Origin of the sequence: Streptomyces sp. NBC_01450, from assembly GCF_036227505.1 — a bacterium.
GTDB lineage: Bacteria > Actinomycetota > Actinomycetes > Streptomycetales > Streptomycetaceae > Streptomyces.
The window spans coordinates 1,959,119-1,975,678 of record NZ_CP109481.1; the positions used below are offsets into that span (position 1 = coordinate 1,959,119).

Annotated in this window: 9 protein-coding genes and 3 pseudogenes; 8 read left to right on the top strand and 4 right to left on the bottom strand. The window is 68.9% G+C overall.

All coding sequences use genetic code 11. From position 1 onward, the window contains the following. The first annotated feature begins 4 nt into the window (after positions 1 to 4). The 4 genes from OG568_RS57560 (at position 5) to dnaE (ending at position 8,729) form a co-directional block, all read left to right on the top strand. Positions 5 to 1,510, top strand: coding sequence for an MFS transporter (locus OG568_RS57560; RefSeq protein WP_329537950.1), 1,506 nt, complete (start codon positions 5 to 7; stop codon positions 1,508 to 1,510). A gap of 206 nt (positions 1,511 to 1,716) precedes the next feature. Next, on the top strand, positions 1,717 to 3,996 hold the full coding sequence (tap, locus tag OG568_RS57565) for a telomere-associated protein Tap (protein WP_329537952.1): 2,280 nt from the start codon (positions 1,717 to 1,719) through the stop codon (positions 3,994 to 3,996). A gap of 6 nt (positions 3,997 to 4,002) precedes the next feature. Continuing rightward, positions 4,003 to 4,560, top strand: a complete 558-nt coding sequence (gene tpg, locus OG568_RS57570; protein WP_329537953.1) for a telomere-protecting terminal protein Tpg — start codon at positions 4,003 to 4,005, stop codon at positions 4,558 to 4,560. A 575-nt stretch (positions 4,561 to 5,135) separates the two neighbouring features. Further along, positions 5,136 to 8,729 carry a DNA polymerase III subunit alpha gene (gene dnaE / locus OG568_RS57575; RefSeq protein WP_329537954.1) on the top strand — a complete coding sequence of 1,198 codons (3,594 nt, stop codon included), beginning with the start codon at positions 5,136 to 5,138 and terminating at the stop codon, positions 8,727 to 8,729. A 32-nt stretch (positions 8,730 to 8,761) separates the two neighbouring features. Here dnaE and OG568_RS62005 read toward each other — a convergent pair. Both OG568_RS62005 and OG568_RS57580 read right to left on the bottom strand, forming a co-directional pair. Further along, positions 8,762 to 8,954 (bottom strand): annotated as a pseudogene (locus OG568_RS62005) (IS701 family transposase); the annotation flags it as partial. A gap of 108 nt (positions 8,955 to 9,062) precedes the next feature. Next, complete coding sequence (locus tag OG568_RS57580) at positions 9,063 to 12,818, bottom strand: nSTAND1 domain-containing NTPase (protein ID WP_329537955.1); 3,756 nt, start codon at positions 12,816 to 12,818, stop codon at positions 9,063 to 9,065. A 376-nt stretch (positions 12,819 to 13,194) separates the two neighbouring features. Here OG568_RS57580 and OG568_RS57585 point away from each other — a divergent pair, with 376 nt between their 5' ends. From OG568_RS57585 to OG568_RS57600, 3 genes and pseudogenes are all read left to right on the top strand, one after another. Beyond that, the gene (locus tag OG568_RS57585; RefSeq protein ID WP_329537956.1) at positions 13,195 to 13,473 is read left to right on the top strand and encodes a hypothetical protein; all 279 of its coding nucleotides are present in this window, start codon (positions 13,195 to 13,197) and stop codon (positions 13,471 to 13,473) included. A gap of 272 nt (positions 13,474 to 13,745) precedes the next feature. After that, positions 13,746 to 13,892 (top strand): annotated as a pseudogene (locus OG568_RS57590) (group II intron reverse transcriptase/maturase); the annotation flags it as partial. 924 nt (positions 13,893 to 14,816) lie between these two features. Next, positions 14,817 to 15,362 carry a hypothetical protein gene (locus OG568_RS57600; RefSeq protein WP_329537958.1) on the top strand — a complete coding sequence of 182 codons (546 nt, stop codon included), beginning with the start codon at positions 14,817 to 14,819 and terminating at the stop codon, positions 15,360 to 15,362. Positions 15,363 to 15,372: 10 nt separating this feature from the next. Here the strand turns inward: OG568_RS57600 and OG568_RS57605 are convergent, their stop codons facing one another. After that, positions 15,373 to 15,717 (bottom strand): hypothetical protein, encoded by a 345-nt coding sequence (locus tag OG568_RS57605; protein WP_266436001.1) that lies wholly within the window; start codon positions 15,715 to 15,717, stop codon positions 15,373 to 15,375. 59 nt (positions 15,718 to 15,776) lie between these two features. Beyond that, positions 15,777 to 15,974 (bottom strand): annotated as a pseudogene (locus OG568_RS57610) (IS5 family transposase); the annotation flags it as partial. Positions 15,975 to 15,996: 22 nt separating this feature from the next. Between OG568_RS57610 and OG568_RS57615 the strand changes: the two are divergent. Then, entirely contained in the window at positions 15,997 to 16,548 is a 552-nt protein-coding gene (locus OG568_RS57615) for a polymorphic toxin-type HINT domain-containing protein (RefSeq protein ID WP_329537959.1), read from the top strand. Positions 16,549 to 16,560 lie beyond the last annotated feature (12 nt).

Sequence of the window (16,560 nt, forward strand, 5' to 3'; positions counted from 1 at the left end):
AGCGATGCAGGACGAGCGGTCCGTGTCCGTGTCCGTGGCCACCGACCCCGGCGCGGCCTCACCGGCGCCCGCCGCGGCTGCCCTGGCGCCGCCGCCCGCGGCGCGGCGGCGCGGCGTGCTCCTGGTGGCCATGGCGGCGACCTTCATGGCGATGATGGACTCGTACATCGTCAACGTCGCCGTCCCGTCCCTGCGCAGCGACCTCGACGCGTCGGTGTCGGCGGTGGAGATGACCGTCGGCGGCTACATCCTGGTGTACGGGCTCTTCCTGGTGACCGGCGGCCGGCTCGGCGACATCGTCGGCCACAAACGGATGTTCCTGGCCGGTCTGGGACTGTTCACCGCCGCCTCGCTCGCCTGCGGCAGCGCACCCGGCATGGGATCGCTGATCGCCTTCCGATGTGTCCAGGGCCTCTCCGCCGCCCTGTTCTTCCCGCAGATCCTCTCCGTCATCCAGACCACCTTCGAGGGGGCACGGCGCGAGCGCGCCCTCGCGCTCTTCGGCGTCACCATCGGACTGGCCGCCATCACCGGCCAGTTGATCGGCGGTGTCCTGGTCCGGGCGGATCTGTTCGGATGGGGCTGGCGTCCCATCTTCCTGGTCAACGTGCCGCTGGGCCTGGTGGTCATCGCCGGCGCCGCGGCCACCATGCCCGGCGTCGAGGCCGGCCGCCGCGCCCGCCCCCGCCTCGATGTGCCCGGCGTGGGCCTGCTCACCCTCGCACTGCTCCTGCTGTCCTTCCCGCTCGCCGAAGGACGCACCGCCGACTGGCCCTGGTGGTGCTTCGCCCTGATGGGCCTGTCGGTGCCGTTCTTCGCCGTGTTCGGCCTGTGGGAACGCAAACTGGCCGCGGACGGCGGCCAGCCACTCGTCGCCCCCGGGCTGCTGCGGCTGCGCGGCTACCGCTCGGGCAACGCGGTCTTCCTCGCCTTCTTCGCCTCGAACGCCGGACTGTTCTTCGTGCTCGCCGTCCAGCTGCAGAGCGGCCTCGGCTACTCGGCCCTGCAGGCCGGCCTTCTCTTCGCCCCGCTGGCAGTCGCCTTCACCACGGTCTCCCTGGTCGTGCCGAGGGTGTCCGCCCGGCTCGGACTGCATGCGCTGACCGCGGGCTACGGACTCAACGCCCTGGGCTATCTGCTGTTGTTGCTGACCTCGCTCGCCGCGGGCGACGACCTCACCGGCCCGCTCCTGATTCCCGCCCTCGTCGTCATCGGCGTGGGCCAGGGCCTGGGGGTGAGCCCCCTGCTGGGCGCCGCGCTGGCCGATGTGCCGCCGCAGGAGGCGGGCAGTGCCGCCGGAGTACTGGAGACGGTGGGGCAGTTCGGCATGTCCCTCGGGATCGCGCTGGTCGGCCTGCTCTACTTCAGCACGCTCGACGCCGCCTCGTCCCCGCACGCATACGCCCACGCGTTCACCGTGACGCTGGTCCTCAACCTGCTCCTGTCGCTGCTGGCCCTGGCGTTCGTGCCGCCGCTGCGCAAGGCGGCCGCGGGTCCGACCGGGAGCTGAGGCCCCCGCTGCACCGTGCACCGTGCCGCGGACACACCCGTCCGTAGATCGATGACGGTCACCAGCGACTATTTTCACGCACGCGTGCATGGGCACACGCTGGGGGAGCGGGACGAGGAACTGGGAGAGGGCGCTGTCGGTGCTGGAGGTGCCGGGTGAGCGATCGACGTTAAATCGAGGGGGAATCAATGAGTGATTGAGGTAGCATGGGTGCGGAGGTGAGCGCTGTGCCCAACGAGGAAGAGGCGCTTTTCGGCGCGGTCGACGCACTGCTGGAACAGGTCGCCCAGGACCCCCTGCCGCCCCCGGCGGAGCGCAAGCGTCTACGGGAAGCCGCAGGTCTCAGCCAGGGGCAGATCGCCAAGGCACTGGATGCCCGGCGGGAATCCGTCGGCAACTGGGAGACCGGCCGCAGCGAACCCCGACCTCCGAAGCGAGCCGCCTACGCCCGGCTCCTGGACGGCCTGGCGGCGCGCTTCCCGACGGTTCCCGACGCGGCCGTGCCCGTGCGGGACACGGCGGTGCGTGAGACGTCCACCGGCGTCCCCGCCCCGGCGGAGGCGCGGGCTGTGTCCACACATCCGGCGCCCGAGGCTGCGGCCCTGCCAGCTGAAGAGAACACCCGGCCCCGCCCCGCCAAGACCGCGGCTCCGGCCGCCGCGTCCCCTCCGGTGCGCGCCGTCAGGCCGTCGGCGACATCGCGCCGCCCGGGCGTGAAGAAGGCGGCCCCGGCGAACACTCCGGCAGGCGTCGACCCGCGCTTCGAGAACGGCCCGCTCGCCGTGGTCGACGTCGAAGACGGCCAGGTCCTCGCGTACTGTGTGGGCGGCCTGGTTCTGGACGTGCCCGCCAAGTCGATCCCGGCGCTGGTCGACTGGACCCTCAAGGAGGCCAGGCTCGGGCAGCCGAAGCTGTCCGGCCCGGGCAAGGACGCCGACCCGCTGCTCGTACTCACCGAGGCCGCGCTGGAGCGCTACGGCCTGCCGGTCGCCCTCACGGAGGAAGAGCGGCTCGCCGGGCGGATCCCGGAGGGCCACAAGGTCATCAAGCAGCTGGTCCGCGCGGACTGGAAGTTGACGAAGCGCGGGTTCGGGCCGTGGGCGCGGATCTACCGTCCGGCGCAGGGCTCGGAGCGGGCCTGCGTCCAGCTGTGCATCCCGTCCTGGAACGCGCTCGACACCCGCCACTGGGGCGAGGCCGGGCAGCTCCCGCCGGCCGAACTCGCCCGGCTCCTGGGCGTGTACGCGTCCCGGGTGATGACGCCGCGCGGCTCCACCGCCGTGACCGGCCTGGAACTCATGACCGCCCTGCACCCGCCGACCCACGCCGTGCGCGACGAAGCCACCGGCGCGTTCCGGAAAGCGGACGTCAAGACGCCGGGCTCCCTGGGCGAGCACCCGGTGGACTGCGCGCCGTGCGAAGCCCCGGACGGGCACCCGGTGCTCAAGGACCTGCCTCGCTTCCACGTCCGCGGCCCCGGCGAGAAGCTGTTCGAGGAGGCGTACGACTGGGCGCGCCCGCTCACCGACGCCGAATGCACCAAGCGGCACTTGGTGGGCATCGACGTGAACATGGCCTTCGCTGCCGGAGCCAACGGCCTGACCGTCGGCCTCGGTGAGCCGACGCAGGTCAAGAACCCGGTGTTCGACCCGAAGCTGCCCGGCTCGTGGCTGGTCGACCTGTCCCACGTCGACCTGTCCCGCGTGAAGGTCGGCAAGGAGTGGGTGGAGCTGGACGGCAGCCTGCTGCCGAGCCCGTTCACGCCGAAGGGCGAGCGCCCGACGGGACCGGCCTGGTACGCGACGCCCACCGTGGCGTACGCGCTGGAGCTCGGGTACGACGTCGCGCCGGTCGAGGCGTGGGTGCGCTACGACAACGGCCGCTACCTGGACGCCTGGTACAACCGGCTGCGCGACGCCTACCTCGCCACGATGGCCGACCTCGGAGTCGACGCGGACCTTTCCCCGGCCGAATTCCTGGTGGCGATGGACGGCTACCGCAACCGTGACCCGGAGCTGGCGATCGTGGTGTCCGCGGTCAAGGCGACGGTCAAGGGCGGCTTGGGCAAGCTGCGCGAGCGGCCCCGGGGCGAAGGCTGGAAGCCCGGCGAGCCGTGGCGGGCGCTGTCCCGGCCCACCTGGCGGCCGGACATTCGTGCGGCGGTCATCTCCCGCACACGGATCAACCTCCACCGGAAGCTGCTCAAGCACGCGGCGTTCACCGGCCAGTACCCGGTGGCGATCCTCTCCGACTGCGTCGTGTACGCGGCCGACGGCGAGAGCCCGCTGGACTTCCTGCCCTACCGGGACGGCAAGCCGCTGCCGGGCGGCTTCAAGCTGGGAGTGAACCCGGGCCTGGTCAAGTGGGAGGGCACCCAGAGCGTGCTGTGGGGCGAGGGCGTCCGCGAGCAGTTCGACGCCCCCGAGCTCAACCTCGCCCGGTACATCAAGGACGGCACCGTCACCAACGCCGACAGCGGGGAGTAGGCAGGCATGAGTGTGTTCGGGGACGGCCTGGAAGCCGCGGTGCAGAAGGCGTTCACCCGTCCGGCGCCCAAGAGCGCGGGCGCGCAGATGCGGTATCTGGTCAAACAGCTCAAGGGCACCAAGGCGGTCGCCCAGTTGCTGCGGATCTCCCAGCGCACCGTCGAGCGGTACGTGAAGAACCAGATCAAGAAGCCACGTCCGGACCTCGCCGCCCGGCTGGAGAGCGAGGTGAAGAAGCGGTGGCAGCCGCAGATCCGGGCGAAGGCCCGCGAGAAGGCGGCGACCACCGGCGGCATCATCATCGACACCCGCGCCCGCCTCGGCTACACCGCGCCGATCGGGTCCACGGACCAGGACCGCATCCGGCACCTGACCGTCGCACTGCCGCCCCGCTACGCCGCCCGCCTCTTCGACGCCCAGGAACAGGGCGCCGGCGACGACCGCCTGCGGGAGATCGCCGCCGAAGCGCTCAAGGAGGTGTACTTCCAGGACGGCGGCCGCCGCGCAGGCAGCCTGGAGGAGGTCCGCTTCACCGACATCCAGCACCTCGACTTCGACCTGTAGGCGCGCCCCGAACACGCGAGTGGGGCGGGACGGTCGGCGCCTGGCCGCTCGAGAAGGGCGGCGAGTGACCGACGCCCCGGGCTCGGACGGCGGACCTGGGGCGTCATGCTGCATCCAGGCTGCCTGTCCGGTGACGGAATGCGCCCCTTGGGGTATCGCCGCGCCGCTGGGTGGTGCGGGAGTCCTTGTGGTCGGCTCAGCGCTACGCCCTGTCCGGGAACGCAGGTGGAGCGTTCGCAGGCACGCAGATCGGGCATGCACCCCGCCTGATTACAGATACCTGGAAAGATCTGGCAGGACGGCTGAAATCAGCCACTCTCGTGAGATGTCGGCGGCACCCTCGCAACGCTCACTGGCTGAGGCGTTCCGGGCTGTGTCGGGCTTCTGAAGATCGCCGTCGACACGCGACGAGCCGCCACGCCGAGAAGCGTTTCGACTTCGTTCCGCAAGAGTGCGAGGTCACCCGGGAAGGGCTTGGCCGAGACGGCGTTGAGGTCGTTTCAGGGCCGGATCCGATCATCGTTCGGGGGCTAGGGTGAAGTCCTTCCCGCGACTGCTCCGGAGGTGCCCTCCCAGTGACGGATTCCTTTGTTCACCTGCACAATCACACCGAATATTCGATGCTCGACGGCGCGCAGAAGCTCAAGCCGATGTTCGCCGAAGTCGAGCGTCAGGGCATGCCGGCCGTCGCCATGAGCGACCACGGCAACATGTTCGGTGCGTACGAGTTCCATCAGGTGTCCAAGGGTGTCGACGGCGTCAAGCCGATCATCGGGATCGAGGCCTACGTCGCGCCGTCCTCGCGCCGGAACCGCAAGCAGGAGTTCTGGGGTCCGGGCGGCCAGCGGGCCATGTCGGACGACGGCGAGGGCTCGAAGGACGTCTCCGGCGGTGGCCGGTTCACGCACATGACGATGTGGGCGCAGAACGTCCAGGGCCTGAAGAACCTCTTCTACCTGTCCACCGAGGCCAGTTACACCGGTCAGTTCCCCGCCGGCAAGCCGCGGATGGACATGGAGCTGATCAGCGAGCACGCGGGCGGCATCATCGCCACGACGGGCTGCCCGTCCGGGGCGATCCAGACGCGGCTGCGGCTGAACCAGTACGACGAGGCCCGTGAAGTCGCTGCCGCCTACCAGGACATCTTCGGCAAGGAGAGTTACTTCCTGGAGCTGATGGACCATGGGCTGTCCATCGAGAAGGACGTCCGCGACGGGCTGTTGCGGCTGGCCAAGGATCTGAACATTCCGCTGCTGGCCACGAACGACGCACACTATGTGCACGAGGACCAGGCCGACGCGCATGACAACCTGCTGTGCATCGGGGTGGGCAAGAACAAGGACGACCCCAAGCGGTTCCGGTTCCAGGGCAGCGGCTATTACCTCAAGACCGCCGCCGAGATGCGGGAGCTGTTTGCGGAGCTGCCGGAGGCCTGCGACAACACCCTCCTGATCGCCGAGCGCATCGAGTCCTACGACTCCGTCTTCGAGAACGTCGACGAGATGCCGCAGTACCCGGACGTGCCGGAGGGGGAGACGCAGGAGTCCTGGCTGCGCAAGGAATGCCTCAAGGGCCTGGCCATGCGCTACGGCGACCCGATCCCGGCCGAGGTCATGGAGCGCTTCGAGACCGAGATGACGGTCATCGGCCCCATGGGCTTCTCCTCCTACTTCCTCGTGGTCGCCGACATCTGCCGCCACGCCCGCGACAACGGAATCCCGGTCGGGCCCGGCCGCGGGTCGGCCACCGGCTCGATCGTCGCGTACGCGACCCGCATCACCGAGCTGTGCCCGCTCGAGCACGGCCTGCTCTTCGAACGCTTCTTGAACCCTGAGCGCATCAACCCGCCCGATGTCGACCTCGACTTCGACGACCGCCAGCGCGACGCCATGGTCCGCTACGTCACCGAGAAGTACGGCGACGAGTACACCGCCATGGTCAACACCTTCGGCAAGATCAAAGCCAAGAACGCGATCAAGGACTCGTCCCGCATCCTCGGCTACCCCTTCCAGCACGGCGAGCGCATCACCAAGGCGCTCCCGCCGGACATCATGGGCAAGTCGATCCCGCTGGACGGCATCTTCGACTCCGCGCACCCGCGCTACGGCGAGGCCGGCGAAATCCGGACGATGTACGAGAACGAGCCGGAGGTGAAGAAGGTCATCGACACCGCCAAGGGTGTCGAAGGCCTGACCCGCGGCACCGGTGTGCACGCGGCCGCGGTCATCCTGTCCAAGACGAAGCTGACCGAGCGCATCCCGCTGCACATGCGCGCCAAGGACGGCGTCAAGATCACCGGCTTTGACTACCCCAGCTGCGAAAACATGGGGCTGGTCAAGATGGACTTCCTGGGCCTGCGCAACCTGGGCGTGATCGACCACGCGCTGACGAACATCCGCGACAACCGCGGCGTCAAGCTGGCCACCGTCGACCCGGGCAACGGCGACACCAGCGTCACCGTGATCCCGCTGGATGACAAGAAGACCTTCGAGCTTCTCGGCCGCGGCGACACGTTCGGCGTGTTCCAGCTCGACGGCGGCGGCATGCGCGCGCTGCTGAAGCTGATGGAGCCCTCCCGCTTCGAAGACATCGCGGCCGCCCTCGCCCTGTACCGGCCCGGCCCGATGGCCGCCAACGCGCACACCAACTACGCGCTGCGGCAGAACGGCAAGCAGGACCCGGACCCGATCCATCCCGAGCTGAAGGAAGTCCTGGACCCGATCCTGGGCTCCACCCACCACCTGCTCATCTTCCAAGAGCAGATCATGGCCATCGCCCGGACCCTGGCCGGCTACACGCTCGGTGGCGCCGACATGCTGCGCCGCGCGATGGGCAAGAAGAAGCCCGAGGTGCTGGCCGCCGAGTGGCAGAAGTTCCACGACGGCATGGCCGACAACGACTACTCGGAAGAGTCCATCAAGGCGATCTGGGACGTCATGCTCCCGTTCTCCGGCTACGCGTTCAACAAGTCCCACACCGCGGGCTACGGACTCGTCTCCTACTGGACCGCCTACCTCAAGGCCAACTACCCGGCCGAGTACATGGCGGCCCTGCTCACCTCTGTCGGTGACGACAAGGACAAGGCCGGCATCTACCTCGCCGATGCCCGCAAGCTCGGCGTCACCGTCCTCGCGCCGGATGTGAACGAGTCGCTCGCCGAGTTCGCGGCCGTGGGCGACGACGTCCGCTTCGGACTGCTGTCCGTGCGCAACGTGGGCGACAACGTCATCGAATCGATCATCGCGGCCCGCAAGTCCAAAGGGAAGTTCACTTCGTTCTCAGACTTCCTCGACAAGGTCGACCTGCCCGCGCTGAACAAGCGGGCCGTGGAATCCCTCATCAGATCCGGCGCCTTCGACTCCCTCGGACACACCCGCAAGGGACTGTCCGCCGCCCACGAGAGCGCCATCGACGCAGTCGTCCCGCTCAAGAAGGCAGCCGCCTACGGACAGGACGATCTCTTCGCCGGCCTCGGCGACGCAGCCGGCGACGACAGCTTCAGCCTGGACGTGCCGGTCAGCGACGACGAATGGCCCCGCAAACAACTGCTGTCCATCGAACGCGAGATGCTCGGCATGTACGTCTCCGCGCACCCGCTGGACGGCACCGAACACATCCTGTCCAACAACCGCGACACCACCATCGTGGACCTGCTGGCGTCAGGGCGCACCGAAGGCGTGGTCCGCCTCTCCGGCCTGATCACCAGCGTCCAGCCCAAGATGACCAAACAAGGCAACGCCTGGGCCATCGTCAACCTCGCCGACCGTGACGGGACGATCGAGGTCCTCTTCTTCCCCGCCACCTACCAGATGGTCGCCGCCGCCCTGGTGGAGGACAGCGTCATCACCGTGCAAGGCCGCGTCAACGACCGCGACGGCGCCATCAGCATCTTCGGGCAGGAACTGCAGGTCCTCGACGTGACCTCCGTCGAACGCGACGGCGCGGCCCCCGTCCAGCTTCGGCTGCCCTATCACCGCATCAACGAGCCGTGCATCAACGAACTCAAACGCATCATGGGTGCCCACCCCGGCCAGAATCCCGTTCAACTCGCGGTGCGCGGCCCGCTGAAAACCATCGTCTACCAGCTTCCCTCGCTGGTGAACGCCGCGACCATCGCCTCAGACATCAAGGGATCCTTTGGCCCGGAGGCGTGGCAAGGGGTGGCATGAGCGAGGAAGCCAGTACAGGCGAGCCGCACGACTTGGGCACCGGCCACCGGTTCGGCGCCGGCCAGGCAGGCCAGCGTCTTGCTGCGATCGCGGGGCAGCAGCAGCCCGGCCAGGTACTCACGGAACCCCGCGTCGCCGGGCCAGCGTGCCGAAGGGATCATCGAAGCGAGCGGCGTACTCTTCCAGCGGACCGGGCGCGGGCGGACACGGCAGTCGCTCCGTCATCTCAGGCTCCCCAGGCCGAAGTTGACGCCTTCACCTCACGGCCTGCTCCCGCACGAACCCGCCGTCAACAAACCATCGCCAGAACCGGTCATCCGCCAGGCTCCAGGCTCACGCCTGGCACGTGGTGTGAGGTGGCTGGTCCGGTAGGTAGGTTGAGCGTTCATTTGCGGTGAGGTCGCGGCCGATGGCCTGGCAGATCTGGTCGATTGCCGCAGCGGGCACGGGCAGGGCCACATCCCACCTGCGAAGGGTCTGGTCGGCGCTGCCGGTGAGCAGGGTGCGGCCGTCTGCGCTGAACACCAGCGCGAGCACAGTGCTCGTGTGCCCGGTGAGTGTGGCCAGGGCGCTGCCGGCGGCCGTGTCCCAGAGTCGCACCGTGCCGTCGATGGCGCCGACGGCCAGGATGCGGCTGTCCGGGCTGAAGGCCATCGATCCCGCCTCGCCGGTGTATCCGGGCAGGCTTGCGCGGTGGTGGCCGGTGGCTGTGTCCCACACCTGTATGGTGCGGTCCTTGCTGCCGCCGGCGGCCAGTGTGCGCCCGTCCGGGCTGAACATCACCGAGGTCACTGCACTGTTGTTCCCGGCCAGGCTCTCGCGCGCGCGGCCCGTGCCCGGATCCCACAGCCGCACCGAACCGTCTTCCCCGCCGACCGCGAGGGTGTGCCCGTCCGGGCTGAACGCCACCGAGGTGACCGCGGCGGTATCGCCAGCCAGGCTCCTGAGGACCCTTCCGGTGCCTGTGTTCCACAGTTGCACTCCGATGGCGGTGCTGCCCATGGCCACGGTGTGCCCGTCCGGGCTGAACGCCACCGAGGTGACGGAGGGAACTGCGTCCTTGCCCAGGCTCACCCGCAGGCGGCCGACCCCCGTGTCCCACACGTCCGCTCCGAACCCTGAGCTGTTGGCGGTGGCCAGGGTGCGCCCGTCCGGGCCGAAGGCCACCGAGGTGACCAATGAAACGGTGCCCGGGCCCAGGCTCTCGCGGAGGCGGCCCGCTGCTGTATCCCACACCCGCACCGGTTTGATACCGGTACTGGTGGTGGCCAGTTCGCTTCCGTCCGGGCTGAACGCCATCACGTCCGCTTTCATGAGGGGGCCGCCGAGAACAGACCGGGACGCGCCGGCGGTCATGCCCCACAGCCGCACGTTGCCGTCCTCATCGCCGGTGGCCAGCATGCTTCCGTCCGGGCTGAAGGCCACGGAGCGCACGCCGTGGGCATGGCCGGCCAGGCTCTTCGTGAGGCGGCCGGTGCTGGTGTCCCACAGGCGTATGGTGCGGTCGTCGCCGCCGGTGGCCAGGGTGCGTCCGTCGGGACTGAAGGCCAGGGAGGTCAATCTGACGGTGGCCTCGGAGCCTGCCGCGTCGGAGCCTGTGGCCAGAGCTCTCCGCAGGCGGCCGGTGGCCGTGTCCCACAGTCGCAGCGTGCCATCCTGGCCGCCGGCCGCCAGGATGCGGCCGTCCGTGTTGAACGCGACCGAGGTCACGATGCCGCTGAGCGGTGGGAGGGTAGCCCGTGGGCGGCCGGTGCCGGTGTCCCACAGGCGTATGGTGCGGTCGTCGCCGCCGGTGGCCAGGGTGCGTCCGTCGGGACTGAAGGCCAGAGAGGTCACGCCCGCAGCGGTCCCGGAGGGTGTGGCCAGCGACCTTCGCAGGCGGCCGGTGGCCGTGTCCCACAGTCGTAGCGTGCCATCCTGGCTGGCGACCGCAAGGATACGCCCGTTTGGACTCAACGCCTCCGTAGTGGCCTCGGGATCCTGGGAGACCGAAGTTTCGGGATCCGCCAGGAGATTCTTGCGAGTGTGGCCGGTAGCCACGTTCCACAGATCCACCCCATGTCCCAGGCTGCTGGCGGTGGTGAGAGTCCGTCCGTCCGGGGTGAACGTCACCAGGGCAGCAGCGTCGTTCTGCCTGCCTGGCCAACCGAAGCTTCTGCGGAGGCGGCCGGTGTGCGCGTCCCACAGCCACAGTCGCTCCTCACTGTCCCCGGTGGTGGCCAGGGTGCGGCCGTCGGGGCTGAATGCTACCGAGGTCACTGCTGCGCCGCGCTGGCCGGTGAGCCGGTGCTTCAGAGGCATGGCTGCGGCAGCGTAAAGGCTTTCTGTGGCCTGGGTGGTCGGGCTGGTTCGGTAGGCCTGGACGGCCAGCAGGGAGGCCAGGTCGGAGTTGGTGGTGATGAGGGCGGCGGACTGTGCGGCGAGCTGGCGGGACAGGGCGACCTGCCGTGCGGTGTCGGCGCTGCGCCGTTGCTGGTCGCTGGTCCGGCTCTGCTGCCAGGCGATCAGGCTCGCGGTGACTGCCAGGACCAGCAGGATGGACAGGGATGCGGTCAGTGCGCGCAGGCGTCGGGTGGCGCGGGCGGCAGCGCGCTGTTCGCTGTCGTGGGCCTGGAGGCTGGTGGTGAGAAAGGCGTTCTCGAGCGCGGTGAGGTCGGCGCACGGCTCGGGGCCGAAGTGTTCTTGGACGGTGGCGAGGCGGCTGCCGCGGTACAAAGCGCCTGCATCGTGGCCCAGTTCCTCCCAGGCGTGGGCGGCTTCGGTGAGTTTGCGGTGGGCGCGCAGGCGTTCGCGGTCGTGTTCGATCCAGTTGCGTAGCCGGGGCCAGGCGGTGAGCAGGGCTTCGTGGGCGAGGTCGACGGTGTCGTCGTCCTGGGTGAGCAGCCGTGCGCGGGTGAGTGCCTCCAGGACCTGGGCGGTTTGCTGCCCGCCGACGTCCTGCAGTTCCGCGTGCTGGGCGGGTCTTCGGGTGTCAGGGGTGCCGTCGCCGGGGGTGACCAGACGCAGCAGCAGACGTCGTGCGGTCGCCGCCTGATCGTCGGTGAAGCGGCCATGGATCTCTTCGGCGGTTTTGGCGATGGCGCCGACGAGGCCGCCGGCTGCTTCGTAGCCGGTCATGGTGAGTGTCTTGCCGCGGCGGCGGCGCCAGGTCTCCAGCAGCACGTGCGACAGCAGCGGCAGCCCGCCCGGCGCGCCGGTGACCTCTTCGACCAGCCGGGCGGTCAGAGCACGTTCGACGGTCAGTCCGGCCGCAGTGGCGGGCTTGACGACCGCTTCGCGCAGTTCCGCCGCGTTCATGGGGCCGGCCAGCAGGTGGGCGTTGCCCAACGCGTCAGCGAGGGCCGGGAGTTGGGCGCAGCGGTCATAGAAGTCGGCCCGTACGGCGATGAGGACACGTAACCGGTTCTCGGGCCGACGGGCGGCCAGCAGCAGGCCGATGAAGCGGGAACGCTCGGCGGGATCCTGGCAGAGGGTGAAGACTTCCTCGAACTGGTCGACGATCACGAACGTGTCCGCGCCCGCGCCGCCGTGGCCCGGGCCGGTGTCCGCTGGGCTCCCCAGGAGTCGGCCGTGCTTTCGCGCCGGATGCTCCCCGGGGGTCAGGATCCGGATCCCGGCCGGTCGAAGATCCCCTTCCGACGTGTGCTGGAGGGCGGGAATCAGGCCGGCGCGCAGCAGGGACGACTTGCCGCTGCCGGAAGGGCCGAACAGGGCCGCGAACCGCTGGCGGCGCACCAGCTCCAGCAGGTCGGCCGTGAGTCTGTCGCGGCCGAAGAAGCGGTCCCGGTCCCCGGTCCTGAACCGCGCCAGCCCCTTGTACGGAGGCTCCGCACCCTCCCCCTCGCCTTCCTCCGAGCCCGCGGCGGCGGCCTCGTCCACGACCTGCTTCCACCGGGCCTCCCACTCCACCGCATCGCCCCCGCACGCCGCGACGTAGGCCAGCACCACCGCCAGTGTGGGCAACTGCTCGCCGCCGGCTGCCTGCGACAGCGTCGTGATCGAGTACCCGGCCCGCTGCGCCATCTCCCGGTAGGTGGTCCCGCCCGCCTCGGCGCGGAGTTTGCGTAACTCGAAAGCGAATCGCTGCACCGGACCCGCCCCAGGGTCTACCGGCACCTCACGACGCCCCGCCACGTCTCAACTCCCGTCAGTCGCCCCGCACCACCGACCAGAGAAGCTATGGACCCGTCGCAAGCCCTGAAAGGTCGCGTCCGGCCATTGTTTGGCCGCCTGACCAGCCATGCCAAACAATGCGCCGCCCGCTGAACTCGATATTGCGAGCCCCGGGAAGCCGGCCGGCGATGGACTGCTGGACGGTCACGAGGCTCGGTTGGGGCGAGTGGGATCGGTATCCGCCATGCAGATTTTCGCCAGATACCGATCCGCAAATACCTCGCAACACAGAACATCTCCCTGAAAAAGGGGAGATTGACTGGTATCCGTCATGCAACGAAGGAGAATACGTATGCGAGCACGACTGTTGTTCACCGGTATCGCTCTGGGAGTCACCATGCTGGTGGGCGGCACCGCGACCGCTCAGGCGGAGACCAGCGCCGGTGGTACTGTCGCCACCGCGCAGGCGGCATCCGCATCCTCTGAGGCGAGGGTGTACACCGACATGGGTACCTTCCGAACCGAGGCCGCATGCAGGTCAGTCGGGAGGGCTGGCGTCTACTCCGACTGGTACTGCCAGAAGAGCAGCACCACCAGCAACTATCACCTCTGGGTGAACCTGGATTCGTAAGGCCGTGACGGCCTGGGCGTCTGGACGGCACTGCGCATGCGGCAACCAGCTCAGCCGACAGCATCCCGAGCTACTGCGCGGTCTCAAGGGAACGGTCGTCCTGCTGCAAGCATGCGGCGTCCCAGCCGCCCAGGCATACCTGACGAGCTCGTGCACGGTAGGCGGTGAGACGTCGAGCTCTCGATCGTCGATCCCAGTAACGCGGATGGAGCGAAGGGGACGGATCATCCTGGCCTGCTTGGCGGTCAACGGGCGGTGCCGGGAGGAGCCGGATGAGTGGGCCGAAGCCGTTCGAGATCTCAAAGCATGTCGTCTGGGAGGCGTATCTCAGGGTCAGGGCGAACGGGAGAGCGGCCGGCGTCGACGGCGAGTCGATCGAGCAGTTCGAGGCGGAGCTGAAGGGCAACCTCTACAAGCTAGCGCTGCTCGTCGGGGGAGTGGCCACCCTTGTTCGGGGCTGGGTGCCGGCGTGGTTCCGTAGCAGCGTCCGCCGCCCGGTTCTGTTCGGTTGGGCACAGCTGATCCTGGCTGCCGCACTCATCGCCTATCTGAGTGGCGACCTTTTGACCAACACGCCACACCTTGGCTTGGCGGTGAAGGCGTCCGCCGTTGTTGTCGAGTTGTTCGGCTTCTGGTTGGTCGACTTGGCTGACCGCACACCGCGGCACCGCTGATCCTTCCCTCACCCACCGCTCACCCCAGCTCCCATCCCGTCTGTCGTCGACCCACACACTGTGGAGCGGGCGTGGTTCAGGGCGTCCAGGTGGAGCGCGCCACTGTACGAACGACCTGGACGCCAGGGTCCGCGTGTCCAGGTCTCTACTCAGGGCCGTAGCTCGCTGCGGCCCCTGGGGCCAGCACCCGGGAGCTGATGACGCGGATGGGCCACAGCAGCTCGCGGGCCGCGCTGCTCTATCAGCACATGACCGGCGACCGTGATCGGGCCCTCGCCATCCGCGACGGCGGGGGAGACCCCTCGGGCAAGGTCGACAAGGACTTCACCCGGACGTGCCACGCGTGTGGCACGGCGCCGGAAACGGTGAAGGGCCAGCCTGGGAGGGAAACCCTCCTGAGCTGGCCCTTCTCTCTGTGCCCCCCGGCAGAATTCGAACCTGTGACACCCGCTGTAGGAGTTCGATCCATCACTGGCACGGTGGGCCCATCCTGCGTGCACTGGGGCCAGGGGGGCGCTGGTAGCTGCGGCTGTTCCTAGCCGTTGATGTCAGCATTAGAAGCCGTTGTCTTTCCGAGCTTGGGGACTGCATTTTCGCTGGTCAGGCATAGGGGCGGCGGTTCCGTTGCAATGGTGACCTGTTGTGTCGTCGCTCCAGTGGAGGTCAGGAATGCCGTCGGTCGTGGGACTGCTGGAACAGCGCGAGTGCGCCGCTCGCCGTCGTGTGGACGAACTGCGGGAGGAGGCCGATCGGATCCAGGCCGAGCTGTCCGTGGCCGAGCGCGATTGGAACGAGTGGGTCATCGCCTGCTCGCGTGTCGGCGAGGTACTGGCCCCAGGCGAGGGTGACGTCGCCGGTCCTGATGTCGCTGTGGACCTGCCGGATGGCGGTGAACAGCCGGTGCCCGCCGGGGCTTCGGAACCGGCGAAGTCGAAGTCGGTGGTGCCGATGTGGCGTGCGGGGCTGGCTCGGTCGGCGCTGTCGGTGGACTACCAACGCATCCTGCGCGTCCTCGCCGACCGCCACCGACTTGGTCAAGGTCCGCTTTCCTGCCAGGAGATGGCCGTCTGCTTCGGCCTGGAGGTGGTGCCGTCAGAGGTGGAAGCGTTGCGGTCGAAGGCGAAGCGGATGGTGGCCCGGGGGTGGCTGGTCGAGCCGGTGCCAGGTCGGTTCTCGCTCTCGCGGGGCGTGGCCGGACAAGGCGGGGCATTGTGAACGGCGACCGTCAGACCCGCAGGGTTTCTCCCTGGGGGTCGTAGCAGACGAGCCCGTGCTCGCGTGCCAGGGCAGCCGCATACTCGGAGACTTCCTCCGCCCTGCTGTAGGACATGAGCAGATAGACGATCGGGCCCGAGGCCTCGCCCATGACGGGCGGTGACGCCCAGGGGCTGCCGGCGACATCATCTGGATACCGCTCGACGAGGGCCTCGACATAGGTCTCGATGCGCGGCGAGAGCTCGGCGATCTCGTCGTCAGAATCGAGGTAGCGCTCGTAAAGCTCGTCGAAGACCGCGCCGGCTTCGTCGCCGGGTGGCAGCTTTCCGTCCCACACGGCCAGGTCGTAGCTCATGTGCGAATGATCTCAGGTGCCCACCTGGCCTGGGCCAAGAGCCCCGGCGACGGACCGGTTCACACGCGTGAGGGGTGTGGCCGGGCAAGGCGGCGGGTCATGAGCAGGGTCATCGACCAGTAGACCATTGCCTCGGCGCTGGCGGTGCAGCGCTCGAAGGCGCGCACCAGGCGGCGACTTTGCATCAGGTGGGCGAAGAACCGCTCGACGATCCACCGCTTGGGCAGGACCACGAAGCCGCGCATGTCGTCACTACGTTTGGGGGACCGCCTCACGGCCATGGATCCGGCCACCGGCCGGCTACAGACGCGGCAGGTGACCGACACCTTCAAGCACGACACCCAGCGGCTGGTGGACATCACCGTTGCCGACGGGGGGAAGCTGGCCAGCACCGCCGGCCACAAGTTCTATGTGGTGGACCGCGGGTGGACGCTGGTTTCCGACCTGCACGTCGGCGACCGGCTGCGCACATCGGACGGCTCCGTCCACCCGGTGACCGCCCTCCTCGACCGCTCGGGCCTGACTCCCCGTACGGTCTACGACCTCACCGTCGACGACCTGCACACGTTCTTCGTGCTCGCGGGCGCCACCCCGATCCTTGTTCACAACTGCAAGGTCGCCTTGGGGTGGCAGAGAGATGGGGCGCTCGACGCGTGGGCTCGGCTTCCCGAGAACAAGTTCACCACCTTCTCCATCGCGCGCGCAGGATTTCGCTCCGCTGGCGAGGAAGGCCATCGCCGACCCGAACGTGGAGCTGCACGTCAACATGACGGGACTGGAACGATTCGGAGACTTCATGGACGCTGCCAAGCGCGGCCTGCTGGCTGGTGAAGCCGGCCATTC

Excerpts from the sequence above, each read along its gene's own strand:
- OG568_RS57585 (WP_329537956.1), top strand. The coding sequence starts at position 13,195 with ATGCGAGCACGACTGTTGTTCACCGGTATCGCTCTGGGAGTCACCATG.
- OG568_RS57605 (WP_266436001.1), bottom strand. The coding sequence starts at position 15,717 with ATGAGCTACGACCTGGCCGTGTGGGACGGAAAGCTGCCACCCGGCGAC.
- OG568_RS57615 (WP_329537959.1), top strand. The coding sequence starts at position 15,997 with ATGGATCCGGCCACCGGCCGGCTACAGACGCGGCAGGTGACCGACACC.
- OG568_RS57600 (WP_329537958.1), top strand. The coding sequence starts at position 14,817 with ATGCCGTCGGTCGTGGGACTGCTGGAACAGCGCGAGTGCGCCGCTCGC.
- tpg (WP_329537953.1), top strand. The coding sequence starts at position 4,003 with ATGAGTGTGTTCGGGGACGGCCTGGAAGCCGCGGTGCAGAAGGCGTTC.
- tap (WP_329537952.1), top strand. The coding sequence starts at position 1,717 with ATGGGTGCGGAGGTGAGCGCTGTGCCCAACGAGGAAGAGGCGCTTTTC.
- OG568_RS57560 (WP_329537950.1), top strand. The coding sequence starts at position 5 with ATGCAGGACGAGCGGTCCGTGTCCGTGTCCGTGGCCACCGACCCCGGC.